The 16,297-nt window shown below is 69.9% G+C and carries 18 protein-coding genes and 2 tRNA genes; 4 read left to right on the plus strand and 16 right to left on the minus strand.

Going from position 1 to position 16,297, the window contains the following annotated elements; translation table 11 throughout:
* The first annotated feature begins 6 nt into the window (after window positions 1-6).
* Window positions 7-1,056: a methylmalonyl Co-A mutase-associated GTPase MeaB gene (gene meaB, locus IM25_RS16815; protein WP_006551539.1), complete on the plus strand. Its 1,050-nt coding sequence runs from the start codon at window positions 7-9 to the stop codon at window positions 1,054-1,056.
* A gap of 235 nt (window positions 1,057-1,291) precedes the next feature.
* Here meaB and IM25_RS26950 read toward each other — a convergent pair whose 3' ends face one another.
* From IM25_RS26950 to IM25_RS16845, 7 genes are all read right to left on the minus strand, one after another.
* Window positions 1,292-1,603: a hypothetical protein gene (locus IM25_RS26950; RefSeq protein ID WP_232333342.1), complete on the minus strand. Its 312-nt coding sequence runs from the start codon at window positions 1,601-1,603 to the stop codon at window positions 1,292-1,294.
* Between the two features lie 20 nt (window positions 1,604-1,623).
* Window positions 1,624-1,845, minus strand: a complete 222-nt coding sequence (locus IM25_RS26955; protein ID WP_006551541.1) for a hypothetical protein — start codon at window positions 1,843-1,845, stop codon at window positions 1,624-1,626.
* 296 nt (window positions 1,846-2,141) lie between these two features.
* Window positions 2,142-3,179, minus strand: coding sequence for a sulfite exporter TauE/SafE family protein (locus IM25_RS16825; RefSeq protein WP_006551542.1), 1,038 nt, complete (start codon window positions 3,177-3,179; stop codon window positions 2,142-2,144).
* A 293-nt stretch (window positions 3,180-3,472) separates the two neighbouring features.
* The gene (locus tag IM25_RS16830; protein ID WP_033096643.1) at window positions 3,473-4,708 is read right to left on the minus strand and encodes a saccharopine dehydrogenase family protein; all 1,236 of its coding nucleotides are present in this window, start codon (window positions 4,706-4,708) and stop codon (window positions 3,473-3,475) included.
* 14 nt (window positions 4,709-4,722) lie between these two features.
* The gene (locus IM25_RS16835) at window positions 4,723-5,103 is read right to left on the minus strand and encodes a DUF2784 domain-containing protein (protein ID WP_006551544.1); all 381 of its coding nucleotides are present in this window, start codon (window positions 5,101-5,103) and stop codon (window positions 4,723-4,725) included.
* 61 nt (window positions 5,104-5,164) lie between these two features.
* Window positions 5,165-5,533: a universal stress protein gene (locus IM25_RS16840; protein WP_006551545.1), complete on the minus strand. Its 369-nt coding sequence runs from the start codon at window positions 5,531-5,533 to the stop codon at window positions 5,165-5,167.
* A gap of 109 nt (window positions 5,534-5,642) precedes the next feature.
* The gene (locus IM25_RS16845) at window positions 5,643-7,112 is read right to left on the minus strand and encodes an SDR family oxidoreductase (protein ID WP_006551546.1); all 1,470 of its coding nucleotides are present in this window, start codon (window positions 7,110-7,112) and stop codon (window positions 5,643-5,645) included.
* 86 nt (window positions 7,113-7,198) lie between these two features.
* On the opposite strand from IM25_RS16845, the gene IM25_RS16850 reads away from it, so the two are divergent.
* Entirely contained in the window at window positions 7,199-7,432 is a 234-nt protein-coding gene (locus tag IM25_RS16850; RefSeq protein ID WP_033096644.1) for a PLDc N-terminal domain-containing protein, read from the plus strand.
* 75 nt (window positions 7,433-7,507) lie between these two features.
* Here the strand turns inward: IM25_RS16850 and IM25_RS16855 are convergent.
* Both IM25_RS16855 and IM25_RS16860 read right to left on the minus strand, forming a co-directional pair.
* A tRNA-Leu gene (locus tag IM25_RS16855) sits at window positions 7,508-7,593 on the minus strand.
* Window positions 7,594-7,872: 279 nt separating this feature from the next.
* Window positions 7,873-7,958 (minus strand) — tRNA-Leu (locus tag IM25_RS16860).
* A 133-nt stretch (window positions 7,959-8,091) separates the two neighbouring features.
* On the opposite strand from IM25_RS16860, the gene IM25_RS16865 reads away from it, so the two are divergent.
* Both IM25_RS16865 and IM25_RS16870 read left to right on the plus strand, forming a co-directional pair.
* Window positions 8,092-9,444 carry a M20/M25/M40 family metallo-hydrolase gene (locus IM25_RS16865; protein ID WP_033096645.1) on the plus strand — a complete coding sequence of 451 codons (1,353 nt, stop codon included), beginning with the start codon at window positions 8,092-8,094 and terminating at the stop codon, window positions 9,442-9,444.
* 30 nt (window positions 9,445-9,474) lie between these two features.
* Window positions 9,475-10,017 (plus strand): YbhB/YbcL family Raf kinase inhibitor-like protein, encoded by a 543-nt coding sequence (locus tag IM25_RS16870; protein ID WP_006551954.1) that lies wholly within the window; start codon window positions 9,475-9,477, stop codon window positions 10,015-10,017.
* 57 nt (window positions 10,018-10,074) lie between these two features.
* Here IM25_RS16870 and IM25_RS16875 read toward each other — a convergent pair whose 3' ends face one another.
* The 7 genes from IM25_RS16875 to IM25_RS16905 form a co-directional block, all read right to left on the minus strand.
* Complete coding sequence (locus tag IM25_RS16875; protein ID WP_033096646.1) at window positions 10,075-11,145, minus strand: quinone-dependent dihydroorotate dehydrogenase; 1,071 nt, start codon at window positions 11,143-11,145, stop codon at window positions 10,075-10,077.
* A 46-nt stretch (window positions 11,146-11,191) separates the two neighbouring features.
* Window positions 11,192-11,446 (minus strand): DUF5703 family protein, encoded by a 255-nt coding sequence (locus IM25_RS16880; protein WP_006551956.1) that lies wholly within the window; start codon window positions 11,444-11,446, stop codon window positions 11,192-11,194.
* Window positions 11,446-12,468: a hypothetical protein gene (locus IM25_RS16885; RefSeq protein WP_065996182.1), complete on the minus strand. Its 1,023-nt coding sequence runs from the start codon at window positions 12,466-12,468 to the stop codon at window positions 11,446-11,448. Before IM25_RS16885 ends, IM25_RS16880 begins: the two co-directional genes overlap by 1 nt.
* A 139-nt stretch (window positions 12,469-12,607) precedes the next feature.
* Window positions 12,608-13,480 carry a heme ABC transporter ATP-binding protein gene (locus IM25_RS16890; RefSeq protein ID WP_033096648.1) on the minus strand — a complete coding sequence of 291 codons (873 nt, stop codon included), beginning with the start codon at window positions 13,478-13,480 and terminating at the stop codon, window positions 12,608-12,610.
* Window positions 13,471-14,568, minus strand: coding sequence for a FecCD family ABC transporter permease (locus tag IM25_RS16895; protein WP_033096649.1), 1,098 nt, complete (start codon window positions 14,566-14,568; stop codon window positions 13,471-13,473). The genes IM25_RS16890 and IM25_RS16895 overlap by 10 nt, the downstream gene beginning before the upstream one ends.
* Before the next feature lie 7 nt (window positions 14,569-14,575).
* Window positions 14,576-15,601 (minus strand): heme/hemin ABC transporter substrate-binding protein, encoded by a 1,026-nt coding sequence (locus IM25_RS16900; protein ID WP_033096650.1) that lies wholly within the window; start codon window positions 15,599-15,601, stop codon window positions 14,576-14,578.
* A gap of 3 nt (window positions 15,602-15,604) precedes the next feature.
* On the minus strand, window positions 15,605-16,270 hold the full coding sequence (locus IM25_RS16905) for a biliverdin-producing heme oxygenase (RefSeq protein WP_006551961.1): 666 nt from the start codon (window positions 16,268-16,270) through the stop codon (window positions 15,605-15,607).
* Window positions 16,271-16,297 lie beyond the last annotated feature (27 nt).

Consider the following 16,297-nt stretch of genomic DNA (forward strand, 5'->3'; position numbering starts at 1 on the left):
GTCGGCATGAGCGACTCCTCGGTCGGCGCCGCGCAGACCCGCCGACGGCAGATCGACGTCGACGCCCTCGCCGAGGCCGTGCTCGCCAACGAGCGGGCCGGCCTCGCGCGGGCCATCACGTTGGTCGAGTCGACCCGCGACGACCATCGGGAGCGGGCGCAGCAGTTGCTGCTGCGCCTGCTTCCCAACGCGGGCAACGCGATTCGTGTCGGTATCACCGGTGTGCCCGGTGTCGGCAAGTCGACCTTCATCGACGCGCTCGGCATGCATCTGCTCGAGCAGGGGCATCGGGTCGCGGTGCTGGCCGTCGACCCGTCGTCGACCCGCACGGGTGGTTCGATCCTCGGCGACAAGACACGGATGGCGCGGCTCGCGGTGCAGCGGGACGCCTACATCCGCCCGTCGCCCTCGGCCGGCACGCTCGGCGGGGTCGCGAAGGCCACCCGCGAGACGATGGTGCTGCTCGAGGCTGCCGGTTTCGATGTGATCCTCGTCGAGACCGTCGGTGTCGGACAGTCCGAGGTGACCGTCGCGAACATGGTCGACACCTTCTGCTTCCTGACCTTGGCCCGCACCGGCGACCAGCTGCAGGGCATCAAGAAGGGCGTGCTCGAACTCGCCGACCTCGTTGCCGTCAACAAGGCCGACGGGGAGTTCGAACGCGACGCGCGGGTCGCCGCCCGCGAACTCGCCGGCGCGATGCGCATGGTGCATCCGCACGACGCGATCTGGAAGCCACCGGTGATCACCATGAGCGGCATGACCGGCAATGGTCTGGACACCTTCTGGGATACCGTGCTCGAGCACAAGAAAGTGCTCACCGAGGCGGGCATGTTCGACGAGAACCGGCGCCGTCAGCAGGTGGACTGGACGTGGACGATGGTGCACGACCAGCTGTTGCGTCGTCTCGAGACCTCCCCGCGCGTGCGGGCGATCCGCAAGGACGTCGAGGCCGGGGTGCGCGACGGTTCGCTGACCGCCGCACTCGCCGCGCAACGCCTGCTCGACGCCTTCGACGGGGTGCACGACCCCGGAACGTCCGGCGAGGACTCCTGATCCCGTGAGCCGCCGCACGATCGCCGTCACCGTTCTCGGTGCGTTCGCGATCGTCGCGGCGGCTCATCTCGTTTTCGGGTTCTCGCGCCCGATTCGGCGTTCACCGACGTTTCGCAGTGGTTCCTCATGCCGCTGCTCGCGCTCGGACTCGTTCTCGTCACGTCCGCACCGCGCGACCGGCTGGTCGTGGGCGCGCTTGTGGCACTGGGAGTCTCATGGTTGGGGGACAGCTCACCTACATCGTCGCGTTGCGGCCGCACCGGCGGTCGAGCGTGCTGCGGACCCGCCATGGGTGGTCGGTCTCTACACCTTCGCAGTGTTCGCCATGGTCGCCGTGTGCGCTTCGGCGGCAGGGATTCTCGTCGTCCCGGTGGCGATCTACGCGTCGTGCGTCGGGGAGTAGTTCGAGACCGCCGGTTTCGAGGTCGCTCGCCGACGGGACGTTGCCGGATCCCGGTGGCAGGACGATCTCCACCGACCGGATCTCGTCGAGGTTGGTGACGCTGTCCGGGGTCTCCCATACGCAGTAGACGCTGTACTCGTCCACGCCGCTCGAGGAGCGCAGGCTCAGTGCCGCTCGATGTAGGGGGCGACGGCGGGCGCGACATCATCGCACGAGTCGAAGCGGGCGAGGATGTCGCTGCCGAGGCCGGTCGGTTCGCTGACGGTGTCGGCGTCGAAGGTGGTGTCGGAGGTGGCGTCGTCGCCGGAGGAGCACGCTCCGAGGAGCAGGGCGCCGGCGAGGGTCGCGGATGCGACGGCGTATCGGGGCAGATTCCCACGGCGCATCGTAGCGTCCGTACGAGTTGTACGTGATCTTGGTTCTGCCCGGGCGGTCGAGGGCTGCGACACCGTGCGTTACAGCCCGAGAAGCTGCTTGGCGACCGCCACGGCACTGCCGGATCGAGGACCATCGCGGCATCGCGGCCGCCGACGGTGATCGACACGCAGGCCTGGGGGAGTTCGACGCCGGCCGCGGTGAAGGCGGTGCCGGGCCATGTCGATCGGCATGCTGTGCGCGAATCCGCCGGCCGCTTCGATGGCGGGATCGGGAAGCACCACCGCACGCGGGCATAACCGCGATATCAGGCCCCGTCGGGAGTCCGTGGTGACGTGGTGGAGTTCAGGCGAGTTTCGTTGTGTCCGGGCACCTCCCGAGGCTCCGGACGGGCCCCGGGGAGAGGCGTCGCGTCGGTACCTTCGAGCAGTGCCGCCGGTGTCGGCTGCGCCAGCGGTTCGAGCGAACCGCTCTTCTCCGCGGGGGTGAGGCGCGAACGCTTCCAGGACACGATCAGCAGCGTGAGCCACGCAGCGACGATGGCGAGGTAGAGCACCGCCAGCGCCGCGCCGGAGAGGTCGACAGTCTTGGCGAGCTTGTGCGCGTTGGTCAGCACGATGACACCGCCGACGCCGGTACCGAGCAGCGTCGCAGGGACGCGGCTGACCAGCCAGGCCGCGACCGGCGCCGCGAGGGCACCGCCGAGCGCGAGACCGGCGACGATCACGAGATTGCCGAGGGAGTCGTGGCCGAGCCCGAACAGGAAGCCGACGCTCGCCGCGACCGCGACGAGGAACTCCGACGCGCTCACCGAACCGATCACGGTGCGCGGTGCCGTCTTACCGCGGGAGAGCAGGGTGCTGGTGGTGATCGGTCCCCAGCCGCCACCGCCGCTCGCGTCGATGAAGCCGCCGAAGAAGCCCAGAGGCGACAGGAATTTCGCGGTGTGCGGGGAGGTGCGGGCGTGGGCGACCGCAGGGGGTCGTACCGAGAAGCGCAACGCGACGTATACGCCGATGGCCAGCAGGATTCCGGCGGTCACCGGTTCGGCGGCCTCGGTGGACAGTCCCGACAGCACGGTCGCGCCGAGGAAGGCGCCGATGGCACCGGGAACACCGAGTCGCAGCACGACCTTCCAGTCGATGTTGCGGAACCGCCAGTGCGAGGCACCGGAGACGAGGGTGGTTCCGACCTCGGCGAGGTGCACGGCGGCGCTCGCGTGCGCCGGACCGACACCGCTGAACAGCAGCAGGGTGGTCGCGGTGACACCGAAGGCCATGCCGAGTGCGCCGTCGACGAGCTGTGCGCCGACACCGACGAGCGTGAAGATGAGCAGATTGAACATGCGTTGGCTCCGAAAGCTGGAAGAACCCGAAAAGTTGGACGAGCGGCGAAGCGCTCAGCAACACTCCCGGGTGCAACACAGACAATCGAAGCAGGCGCCGCGACGGGTCGGCCAGAACGGCATGAGCGCGAGACGAGCGGCCGGAGCCATCTCGGTACTCGTCGCAGCCATGGTCACGTCCTCAGGTCTCGTTCCGCGCGCGGATCGTTCGGTCCGGTCGAGCATAGCCCGTCGAAGCGACGGAGCCACACTCGGCGGGCCCGGCGCGCCGATCGGGCGCGCCGGAGGCGAGGTCAGCCGAGGCGGCGCGCGGAGATCTCGAAACCGGCCGTGCGGAGCCGTTCGGTCAGCACGTCCCCGAAGGCCACCGCGGGGGTGAGGACACCGCCACCGGCGTGCAGGGCCGCGCCGCCGAGGGCGAGCGAGAGGGCGGACTCGCCGAGCATCACGGCCGTGGCCTTGTAACCTGGGTCGCCCTGCGCGGAGAACCGCGCGGTGTAGCGGGCTCCCGATTCGGTCGAAGCGTACAGATCCACCGTGAAGTAACCGTTCTCGCGGGTCTCCTCCGACGGTCCCTCACCGGGCGCGGGCAGGAGCTTGTCGAGGACGAACCGCGTGGGCGGGAACGACAGGCCGGCGGCGAGGGCTCCCGTGCCGAGTCCGACGAGCCCGGCGAGGACGGGGGAGAGCGGTGAGGAGCCGACACTCATCACCTCCCGGTAGCGGAACCGGCGTCCGTAGGCCCAGTCGCGCAACGCGTTGCTGCGTCGCACGATGCGGGTGTTGTAGGAGGCCATCACGAACGGTGCGAGCCGCCCCGAAATCTCCGGCGCCACGGATTTGCCGTCGACGAACGCGAAGTCGTTCTGGCGACCGAGATCGGGTTCCCGAGCCCGATCGGGGGACAGCGAGTACGGGCGCGCGGCGATCTTCCGTGCGGCGGCATCCTTGCGGACCGCGTCGAGCTGTTGCCGGAGCGAATCGATGGTTCCGCCGCTCACCCCGCCGCGGAAGGAGCCGAGCACGAAGGTCGTGTCGGTGAGCGGCAGGTTGCCGTCGGCCTCCGCGGCGCGGTAGAGCGCATGGACGCCGAGGTCGGACGGGACGGAGTCGAAACCGCACGAGTGGACTATGCGGGCGCCGGTGCGCCGGGCCACGTCGTCGAAGCGGTCGATGCTCTCGCGGTGGAAGAGCACCTCGCCGGTGAGGTCGACGTAGTCGGTGCCGGCCTCGGCGCACGCCTGCACGAGCGGCAGCCCGTACGTGGCGTAGGGACCGACGGTCGTGATCACCACGCGGGTGGACTCGGCGAGCGCGGTCAGCGAGGCGGGATCGTCGGCGTTCGCCTCGATCAGCCGCCAGTCGGTTCCGAGGTCGGCGGCGAGCTTCTCGAGTTTGGTGCGTGAACGTCCTGCGAGTCCGACGGCGACGCCGTCGGGGAGGTTCTCGGCGAGATAGGCGGCGGTGAGGCGCCCGACGAAGCCGGTGGCGCCGTAGATAACGATGTCGAGATCCCGGGAGACAGTCATGCCCCTCACCCTACTCAGGAGTAAGTCTCGGGGGCGACCTTCGTCACACGGATCCGGCGCCACAGCACCACCCACGAGATGAGTACGGCGAGCGCGGCGAGGGCGCGGACCGCGCCGAGCGCGGACTCCGGGTAGATCACCCCGGTGAGGTAGTGATCGATGAATCCGCTCGGCGGCAGACCTTCCTGGCCGGCCTCGCGGCGTGCCCAGTTCTCCACCGCGGTCAGCGGGCAGTCGAACCCCACGGCCACCGAGGCCGCTCCCCACACCACCGCGACGACGTGCGCGACGATCGTGCGGGGCCACCGCCACGCGAGGAAACCACCGAACGCGACGTAGAGCACGAAGAGCAGATGCACGAAGGCCGTGAGGTCGGCGACCACCCGGAACGCCATGTGCCCAGGGTAGAACGAACGGCCTCGGAACGAACGCGGTTGCCGGAGGGCGGGCGGCGCCTCAGCCGGCCTTGATGACGAGCACCGGCACCGACGACTCGGTGATCAGCCGCTGCACCGCCCGCTCGACGAGGAACTTGCCGGTCGCGGTGCGCCCGCGGCTGCCGATGACCACGCGTTCGGCGCCGCTGCGCGCAAGCAGTTCGACGGTCGTGCCGACCGGATCGCCGTCGTGGACGGCCGAGAGCAACTCCCAGCCGTCGGTACCGGCCACCTCGCTCACCTGTGCCCGCACGCCTTCCACCTCGTCGGGTTCGTCAAGCGGGTGGAGCACCACCAGCGACTGCTGCCGGTCGGCGGCCTCCCGCACCGCGGCCTGCAGAGCGATCCGGCCTTCGGGGGTATCGGCGTGAACGACAGCGACAGTCATGACTCTCCTCGTGCGAGCCTGCGGGGACGTTATCCATTATCGCCGCGGCCCGGAGAGTGGGCCACGATCCACGGTGTGGAACCGGTCTCCCCAAATCACCGGGTCCGGATCACCAGGGTGCCGGGCGGAAGTCCTTGAGGAAGCATCCGTACAGGTCCGTGCCGGCCTCGCCCTGGACGATCGGGTCGTAGACACGGGCGGCACCGTCGACGAGATCGAGCGGGGCGTGGAATCCCTCCTCGGCCAGCCGCATCTTGGTGTGGTGCGGCCGTTCGTCGGTGATCCACCCGGTGTCGACGGCGGTCATGAGGATGCCGTCGGTGAGCATCTCCTCGGCGCTGGTGCGGGTGAGCATGTTCAGCGCGGCCTTGGCCATGTTGGTGTGCGGATGCCCGGCGCCCTTGTAGCGGCGACCCCCGAACTGCCCTTCCATCGCGGAGACGTTCACGACGTACTTGCGGCGGGCCGGGGACGCGGCGAGCGCCGGACGCAGACGGTTGACGAGGATGAACGGCGCCACCGAGTTGCACAGCTGCACCTCGAGCAGTTCCAGCGGCTCGACCTCGCCGACGGTCTGGACCCAGCTGTTGGTGTGCACGAGATCCGGCAGCAGGCCACCGGCGTCGACGGCGACGCCGGCCGCGACCCGCTCGGGTGTCGCCGATCCGGCCACCAGTGCCAGCGAGGTCAACGAGTGCGCCGACAACTCGGCCGGCAGCGACCCGGCCAGAGCAGCCGGATGGGCGTCCGAGGGCTTGCCGAAGGTCAGGACCTCGGGGCGCGGACCGGCGGGCAGCGGATCGGCCTCCGCCTCGGCCAGCGCCGAGTAGGCACCGGGGGAGCGGCGCACCGTCTGCGCGGCGTTGTTGATGAGGATGTCCAGCGGACCCTGCGCGGCCACATCGTCGGCGAGGGCGACCACCTGGGCGGGATCACGCAGGTCGATGCCGACGATGCGCAGCCGGTGCAGCCAGTCGCCGCTGTCCTCCATCGCGGTGAAGCGGCGGATCGCGTCGTTGGGGAACCGCGTGGTGACGGTGGTGTGCGCGCCGTCGCGCAGCAACCGCAATGCGATGTACATGCCGATCTTGGCGCGACCGCCGGTGAGCAGGGCGCGACGGCCCCGCAGATCGGTGCGCGCGTCGCGTTTTGCGTGGTTCTCCTCGGCGCACGTCGGGCACAACTGGTGATAGAAGGCGTCGACGCGGGTGTACTTGTCCTTGCAGATGTAGCAGTGCCGCGGACGCAGCAGCGTTCCCGCGCTTGCACCGCGAGTCGACGACGCCAGCGGGAGTCCGGCGGTCTCGTCGTCGATGCGGGTGGGGGAGGCGGTGGCGGTCGCGGACAGCACCTGACGGTCGGCGTCGACGCGCTGCTTGCGGGCCTCGTTGCGGCGCAGCCGCTTGAACTTCTTGAACATGTGCCCCACGGCCCGCTGCACGGCGATCGCGTCGGGATGTTCGGCGTCGAGACCCGCTGCCTGGTCGAGCACCCGCAGACAGGTGGCCAGATCGTCGGGGTCGATGCGGGTGAAGCCGTCGGTGGCGGGTTCGGCGGTGGTGTCGCTGTGGGGGTTCATCTGCCTTTTTCCGTGTGCTGCTGTACGCCCGATCGTATCGGGCAGGATGATCGTGTCCGAATTCCCGTGCAGGTACCGGAGGAACGATGAGCCCGAGCTCCCCCTTGTCCAAGAAGAAGTTCGCCGAACTGAGCCGCCCCCAGCAGGTGCTGGTGGTCCTGCTCGCGGTGGTGCAGTTGTCGCTCGCCGTCGCGGCCTGGGCCGATCTGGCGAGGCGACCGGCCGACAAGATCAACGGCAGCAAGCTGCGCTGGGCGCTGACCATCGCGGTGAACTTCTTCGGCCCGATCCGTTACTTCCGCAAGGGCCGCCGGGACTGAGGGTCTGCTCGCGCCGACCCCGGACGGACCGAAGGCCCCGAACCGATATCGGTTCGGGGCCTTCGGGTTTCGGAGTGTCCGAGGGGGGACTTGAACCCCCACGTCCGTTAATAGGACACTAGCACCTCAAGCTAGCGCGTCTGCCATTCCGCCACTCGGACCGACGCCCACACGGGGCATGTCGGTAGAACCCGCTCCCGCGGGCGCTGAAGAAACAGTAGCGCATGGGGCGTCCGATCCCCAAAACGGCACTTCAGGCGCGCTCGCGGTACTCGACGCGCCTCGCGTGGATCCGCTCGCTTGTTCGTCATCCGCTACAGCACGTTGCCGCAGCGGATGACGAATGCGGTATCGGTTGTCGCCCGCTCGATCTTCTCCCGACAACGACGAAGGCCCCGAACATGATGTTCGGGGCCTTCGTCGTCTGTCTCGACTCAGAGTGTCCGAGGGGGGACTTGAACCCCCACGTCCGTTAATAGGACACTAGCACCTCAAGCTAGCGCGTCTGCCATTCCGCCACTCGGACTTGGTGCTCGCGCCCACTCGTCGTGGGCGCTGTGAAAGAGTAACCCACCACGCCCACGGTCCCAAATCGCCACCTCCACCTGCGGTGATCCGAACTGTCGAGATGGCGGACGGGCGGTGGTAGACATACGGCCATGGCCATTGACACGAGCGCCCACCAGCCGTCCCGGGCGGAGGAGGAGGTCGTCGACCTCGTCTCCCGCCTCATCCGGTTCGACACCTCGAACACCGGCGAACCCACCACTACCCGCGGCGAACGCGAATGCGCCGAGTGGGTCGCCTCCGTGCTCGAGGAGGTCGGCTACGAGACGACCTACGTCGAATCCGGAGCGCCGGGCCGCGGCAACGTCTTCGCGCGGCTGCCCGGCTCCGACCCGAGCCGCGGTGCCCTCATGCTCCACGGCCACCTCGACGTTGTGCCGGCTGAGGCCGCGGACTGGAGCGTGCACCCGTTCTCCGGGGCCGTCGAGAACGGTTACGTGTGGGGACGCGGCGCGGTCGACATGAAGGACATGGTCGGCATGATGATCGCCGTCGCCCGCTACTTCAAGGTCGAGAACATCGTGCCCCCGCGCGATCTGGTGTTCGCGTTCGTCGCCGACGAGGAGGCCGGAGGCAAGTTCGGTTCGCAGTGGCTGGTCGAGCACCGGCCCGAGCTGTTCGAGGGCGTGACCGAGGCCGTGGGGGAGGTCGGCGGGTTCTCCCTGACCGTGCCGCGTCCCGACGGCACCGAACGTCGCCTGTACATGGTCGAGACGGCCGAGAAGGGCATGCGCTGGATGCGCCTGACCGCCACGGGTGTCGCCGGGCACGGCTCCTTCCTGCACGAGGACAACGCCGTCACCGTCCTCTCCCGCGCGGTGGCCCGGCTCGGATCCCACACCTTCCCTCTGGTCGTCAACGATTCCGTGGCCGAGTTCCTCTCCGCCGTGAGCGAGGAGACCGGGCTGGACTTCGACCCGGCCTCGCCCGATCTCGAGGGGGCGCTCGCCAAGCTCGGGTCGATCGCCCGCATCGTGGGCGCGACCCTGCGCGACACCGCGAACCCCACGATGCTCGACGCCGGGTACAAGGCCAATGTCATCCCGCGCACCGCGCACGCCGTCGTCGACTGCCGTATCCTGCCGGGCCGGCTCGCCGAGTTCGAACGCACTGTCGACGAGCTGATCGGGCCCAATGTCACCAGGGAGTGGATCACCGGTCTCGAGCCGTACGAGACCACCTTCGACGGCGACCTCGTCGACGCGATGAACGCGGCGATCCGCGCGCACGACCCGATCGGCCGGACGGTGCCGTACATGCTCTCGGCCGGTACCGACGCCAAGGCGTTCGCCAAGCTCGGCATCCGCTGCTTCGGTTTCGCGCCGCTGCAGTTGCCGCCCGATCTGGACTTCGCCGCGCTGTTCCACGGTGTCGACGAGCGTGTCCCCGTCGAGGCACTGCGCTTCGGCACCCGGGTCATGGAACACTTCCTCATGCACGCCTAGAACACATGAAACCGTCACGAAAGGACCGGAATGGCTTTCGATTACGACCCGTACAAGTTCCTGCCCGAGCTGCCCACCTTCGAGGTGACCAGCGCGGACTTCGCCGAGGGCGAGGAATGGAAACTCCCGCAGGCCAGCGGTGCGTTCGGAATCCCCGGGGGCGGCGACGTCTCCCCGCAGCTGTCCTGGTCGGGTTTCCCCGCCGAGACGAAGAGCTTCGTCGTCACGGTGTTCGATCCGGACGCCCCCACGGCGTCGGGTTTCTGGCACTGGGCCGTCGCGAACATCCCCACCTCGGTCACGGAGCTGCCGGCGGGTGCGGGTAGCGCCGACTCGGACGCTCTTCCGGAGCAGGCCGTCACGCTGCGCCACGACGGCGGAGCCCACGGGTTCATCGGTGCCGCTCCGCCGGCCGGCCACGGCCACCATCGCTACATCGTCGCGGTGCACGCACTCGACGTCGAGGCGCTCGAGGGTGTCACGCCCGAGTCGAGCCCGGCCTTCCTCGGCTTCAACGTCTTCGGGCACGCCATCGCCCGCGGTCTGCTGACCGGCACCTACGAGGTGCGCTGACAGGTCGTGACGGACGGGGCCCGGGTCGAGTACGACCCGGCCCCCGTCCGCTGCAGGTCACACTCGTGTGCTGGCGCCCACCGCGTCGGCGATGGAGCGGTAGCCGTGCGCGCGCAGCTTGCGGGCGATACCGCGGTTGATGCGCCGCGCCCAGAACGGACCGCCGTAGATGAAGCCGGTGTAAACCTGGACCAGCGACGCGCCGGCGAGGATGCGCTCGAACGCCTGCTCCGTGGTTTCGATGCCACCCACCGAGATCAGGGTGAGGCGATCGCCGACCCGCGTGCGCAGCCGGCGCAGCACTTCGAGGGAGCGCTCGGCGACCGGGGCGCCCGACAGGCCGCCCGCGCCGATCTCCTCGATGCGGCTCTGCGGGGTGTTCAATCCGTCGCGGCGGATGGTGGTGTTGGTGGCGACGATGCCGGCGAGCCCGAGTTCGAGTGCCAGGTCGGCCACCGCGTCGACGTCCTCGTCGGACAGGTCGGGGGCGATCTTCACGAGCACCGGCACGGTCACGGTGTCCAGCACCGCGGCGAGGATCGGGCGCAGCGACTCGACGGCCTGCAGATCCCGCAGGCCGGGGGTGTTGGGGGAGGAGACGTTGACGACCACGAAGTCGGCGAGCGGGCCGAGGAGTCGTGCGCTCTCGGTGTAGTCCTCGGCGGCCTGCTCGGCCGGCACGACCTTCGTCTTGCCGATGTTCGCGCCGATGGGGACGGTGCGGCGGCGTTGCCGGAGCCGATTGGCGGCCTCCCCGGCACCGTGGTTGTTGAATCCCATCCGGTTCACGATCGCCCGGTCCTCGGGGAGGCGGAACAGTCGCGGCTGCGGATTGCCCGGCTGTGCCTGGGCGGTGACGGTGCCGATCTCGGCGAACCCGAATCCGAGCGGACCCCACACGTCGACACCGGTCGCGTCCTTGTCGAAACCGGCCGCCAGGCCCACCGGCGTGGGGAACTGCACGCCGAAGACGGTGTTGCGGAGGATGGGGTCGTCGGTGACGAGCACCTTCGCCACCAGGGCGCGCAGCGGCCCGACGCGAGTCGACCAGCGCATCGCGAGGAAGGCGAGGTGGTGGGCTCGTTCCGGCGGCAACAGGAACATGAGCCGAAGAAGATAGCGGTACACGAACTACTCCCTGCAAGCCCGGTCCACGACGGTCCGGGATCTGTTATCAACCAACGGTGGGTTCGGGGACGTGATGGGCGGTCTTGCGGCGGCGCAGCAGCACCCGCCGGCTCCCGTCCGGATACAGGCGCACCCGGGTGAGTTCCCAGCCGTGGAATTCGGCGGAGATCGCCAGACGCATCGACGCGCTCACCCGGGACACGTCCCGGGGCAGCTTGAGCGGCACGTATTCGTATTCGTCGTTGCTGGTGTCCCAACCGACAGGCATCCGGGTCAACCGGCCGAGTCGCTCGTTCGCCATCACTGTCCTTCGATCGGGATCCGCTGCAGTCCGTCACCGGTTGCCGACGCGATCACCAGTGCCGCATCGGCCGGATCGACGGCGATCGAATTCGGTTGCCGCACCGTTGCGAAGCGGTGGCGTTCTCGCGGGATCCCGGTCGAAAGATCGTAGCCCACGACCTCGTTGCTGCCCGTCAGAGTCACCCAGATCAGGTCCCGCGTCTCGTCGTAGGTCACAGCGTACGGGGCGGGCCCGACGGGATAACGCTGCCGCAGGACGATCGCGTCGAGGGTGTAGACGAGCAGTTCGTCGCCGGTGGTGTCGGTGATCACGACGCGTCCGAAGGGGTCGGTGGTCAGCTGCGTCGCACCTTCGCCGGCACGCAGCGCGGGCCCGAGATGGGCGTCGGCGAGGTCGAGCTCGGTGAGGGAGGTCTGCCGGCGGTCGAGCGCCGCGACGGCGTCACCGGTGACGGCGAGGGCGTCGACGGAGGCGAGGCCACCGACGGTGGTGGCCACCTCGCCGGATTCGGGGTCGACGACGAGCACGCGGCCGTTGTCGGTGCCCACGGCCCAGCGGCCGTCGGACAGCACGGCCGCCGACGTGGCATTGCCGTCGACCGGGACCTCGGTGATGGCGCCCTCGGCGACGTCGATGCGCAGCACGGCCCCGGACACGGGGGTGAGCACACTGCCCTCGGGGCCGGTCACGACGGTGGCGGCGGACGACGGCAAGCCCACCAGGCGCGGTTCCGTCCCGGGACCGTCGAACGCCGTGTCGTCGAACAACGCGACCCGTGCTCCGTCGTCGACGAGCGCGGCGAAGGTACCCGTGGACGGTTCGACGACCAGCGCATCGACCTGCAGGTCGAGCGGACGGACGTCGCCGGCAGGGGACGGGCCGACCTCGGGGGCGGCCGCAGGAGTGGCGGGGTCGATGGTCTGCAGCACGTCCGGGGTGCTCTCCGACGAGCAGCCGGCCAGCACGACCATCGCAATCGCGCCCACCATCGTGACCGCTCGGATCCCCGCTCTGCCCATCGTTGCTCCTCGTCCTCGGATTCGATTGGCACCTGCCGGACGTGCTCCGGCGCCCGGCGCGCCGACCTTCAGTGTTCCTGATGCCGGTCGCGGGGAAGAAATCAGTGGGTCGTCCGACGGGCCGGATGTGATCTGCTGCTCAGGTCTGCGCCGAGGCGGACCGGTCGCGGTTCGGACGTCGCGGCAACACGAGCGGGGTGCCGGTCTCGGGGTGGCGGCCGATCGCCACGGGGTACTGGTAGACGCGGCCGAGGAGCTCTTCGGTGAGGACGTCGCCGGGTGCGCCGTCGGCGACGATGCGTCCCTGTTCGAGCACGCAGACGCGGTCGGCGTAGGCGGCGGCCAGCCCGAGATCGTGCAGCACGACGACCACGGCGTGCCCGTCGTCGGCGCGGGCCCGCACGACCTGCATGACCGCCTCCTGGTGGCCGAGGTCCAGTGCCGCGGTGGGTTCGTCGAGCAGCAGTGTCTCGGTGTCCTGGGCCAGCACCCGTGCGAGCGCCACCCGGGCGCGTTCACCGCCGGACAGCGCGGGGAACGGCCGGTCGGCCAGATGGGCGACGTCGCAGGTCCCGAACGCCTCGGCGACGATGCGGTCGTCGTCGTCCTGTCTGGGGGTGCGCGCCCACGCGGCCCGTCCCATCCGCACGACCTGCCGGGCAGTGAACGGGAAACCGACGGTGTGCTGCTGCGGTAGCACGGCGCGGCGGCGCGCCAGGGCGATCGACGACCACCGCTCGAGGGCACGGCCCTCGACCTCGACGGTGCCGCCGCTGATCGGATGGTCGCCGGACAACGCCGCGAGCAGGGTGGACTTGCCCGCCCCGTTGGGGCCGACGAGCGCGACGACCTCACCGGTGCGCACTTCGAAGTCGACGCCGTGCAGGATCTCCCGCTCTCCGCGCCGCAGTCGCACAGCCACCGCGCGCATCGTCGCGGTGCCCGGTGCCGAGCGGGCCGGGACGGCCGCGTCCGGGGTTCCGAGGGAGCGGGGAAGCAGCCTCATGCCCATCCACCCTGCTTCGCGCGGGTGCGGCGCAGCATCAGGAAGAAGACCGGGCCACCGATGAGGGCGGTGATCATGCCGAGCGGCAGGTCGGCGTTCTCGACCAGCGTGCGCGCCCCCAGGTCGGCGGCGAGCAGGACGACCGCGCCGGCGAGCACACTCGCCACGACAAGCACCCGGTGGGCGGGGCCGAGAGCCAGGCGCATCAGGTGCGGCACGACCAGGCCGACGAACATGATGATGCCGGTGAAGGCGGTGGCGCCGCTGACCAGCACGGCGACCGCCAGGATCGACAATTGCCGCACGCGTTCGACGTCCACACCCAGATGCCGGGCGACGCTCTCGCCGAGCGCCAGCAGGTCGAGTTTCGGGGCGAGCAGGACCGCGACGAGCACACCGGCCAGGGTCAGCGGCGCGACCACCGCGACGATGTCCCAGGTGGCTCCGCCGAGACTGCCGAGCTGCCAGAACACGATCTGGTCGCGGGCGGCGGGACTGGCGACGAAGGTGAAGAACGCGATGAGCCCGCCGGCGACGGCGTTGACGGCGACGCCGGTGAGGATCACCGTGACGACTTCCGTGCGTCCGTTCGATCGGGACAGCACATAGACCAGCACGGTGGTGATCAGACCGGAGACGAGTGCGGCGCCGGCCAGCGCCCAGCCGGTGGTGAATGCGCCGCCGAGCACGATCACCGCGGACGCGCCGACGGCGGCGCCGGAGGACACACCGATCACGCCGGGTTCGGCGAGGGGATTGGCGAAGATGCCCTGCAACAGCGCCCCGGAACAGCCGAGGGCGGCACCGACGAGCATCGCGAGCACCACGCGCGGGAAGCGCACCTCCCACAAGGTCACTTCCCCGGCGGGATGCGCGGGCACCGGGCCGAGGTCCAACCCGATGCGGTGCAGCAGACTGCCGACCACCTCGGCCGGGCTCGTGGGCACCTGTCCGAGGCACGCCGACGCGACGGCCAGGGCGAGCAGGGCAACGACGAGACCGACGAGGACGACGGTGGTGCGTCCCCGTCCGGCCTTCCGCAGTGCCCGCTCGGGAAGGCCGGTGGCCTCGGTGATTTCTCCGCTCACGGGCATCCGGTGATCACGACCGGTCCGACGGGTAGAACGCCTCCACCAGAGCGGCCAGGACCTTGCCGGTCTGCGGACCGAAGCTGAGGAGGGTCGAATCGTCCATGTCCACGATGGTGCCCGTCTTCCCGGCCGGGGTCTGCGCGACCCCCGGGAGTTGTGAGAGCCCCTCCGGCCCGCCCACCGAGTCGAGGCTGTGCGTCATCACCAGGATGATGTCGGGCGCCGAGGCGATCATCGCCTCACTGGTGATGGGCACGAACTGCGAGTCCAGGCCGGCGAGGATGCCGGCGTCGCGACCACCGGCGGCCGCGACGAGCGCATCGGCCCCCGATCCGGGGCCGCCGAGCATCTTGATCGCCGAACCGCGCAGATAGAGGAATGCGACGGTGGGTTCGGGATGATCGGCGGGAATCGAGTCCTTCGCCGCGGCGATCTCGTCGAGCGTCCGCTGCGCGAGCGCGGCGCCGGCCTCGGGCACACCGAGCGCGGCCGCGACCGCCTCGATGTCGTCGGCGACGGTGTCGAGGGAGCGTTCAGGGTCGACGAACACCACCGGCACGCCGGTCGCGCGGATCTGTTCCTGCACCGCCAGCGGACCGATGGAGGTGTCGGTGAGCACGACGGTCGGGTTCAACGCGAGGATCGCCTCGGCGTTGAGACCGTGCCCGCCGGGGGTGACGTTGGGGACGTCCTGGATCGCGGGGAAGGACGCGGTGGAGCGGCCGACGAGCTTGTCGCCGAGTCCGAGGGCGTACACGGTCTGCGCCAGGGTGCCGGAGCGGTCGGCCACCACGATCCGCGAGATGTCGGTGATCGTGGTCTCGACCCCGTCCACGCCGCGCACCGTGGCCGGCAGTGCGGGTGCCGGGTCGGTGGTGATCGGCTCGGGTTCGGCATCGACGACGGCGGTGCGCGGACCGGTCGCGACGTCGGTGACGGTCGTGCCGTCGGTGGTGGGGGCGCTGCATGCGGCGACGAGGAGGACACCCAGCACTGCGATCAGCGCGACCGGGAGGCGGAGGAGGGAACGGAACATCGGTCAGGCACGCACCCGATACCGGTCGATATCGCGCGCGAGGTCGGCGAACAGGGCACCGTTGAGCCCGTACACGAGGTTCGCCTCGTCGATGACGGTCTGTTGCTGGTCGCCGTCGAGCGGTGCGGCGTCGAGCTTCGCGCGGTAGGCGTCCTTGAACGGCTTGGTCTTCGGGATCCCGTCGAAGATGTAGAAGCGCAACCCGTCGCGCTCGTAGCCGTAGGCGCGTTCGAGCATGCGGCGGATGATCTGGCCGCCGGACAGGTCGCCGAGATAGCGCAGATAGTGATGCGCGAGGAAGGCTTCCGGGGACACCGCCGCGACCTGCACGAGCCGGTCGACGTAGGCGACCGTTGCGGGCAGCGGCGTGATGCGGTCGCGCCAGTCGGAGCCGACGAGGAAGTCGAGGTCGGCTTCGAGCGCGGCGGTGCGGAGCAGTTCGTCGCTGAGGAAGGGACCGGCGATCGGGTCGTCGGCGTAGCTGCGGCCGATCCGCTCGAGGCTGTCGTAGACGAACCAGGTCTGCGCGATGAGCGCGGCGTGGGCCTCGGTCGACAGCTTGCCGCCGAGCAGTTCCGAGACGAACACCGAGTTCTCGGTGTCACTGTGCGCCTGCTGGGTCTCGAGCCGGATCCGTTCGGCGAATCCGACGACTTCGGTCGTGGCCATCGACCGACCTCCCCTCACATTGCCTGT

Source organism: Rhodococcus sp. p52, from assembly GCF_000763325.2.
GTDB classification, from domain to species: domain Bacteria; phylum Actinomycetota; class Actinomycetes; order Mycobacteriales; family Mycobacteriaceae; genus Rhodococcus; species Rhodococcus pyridinivorans.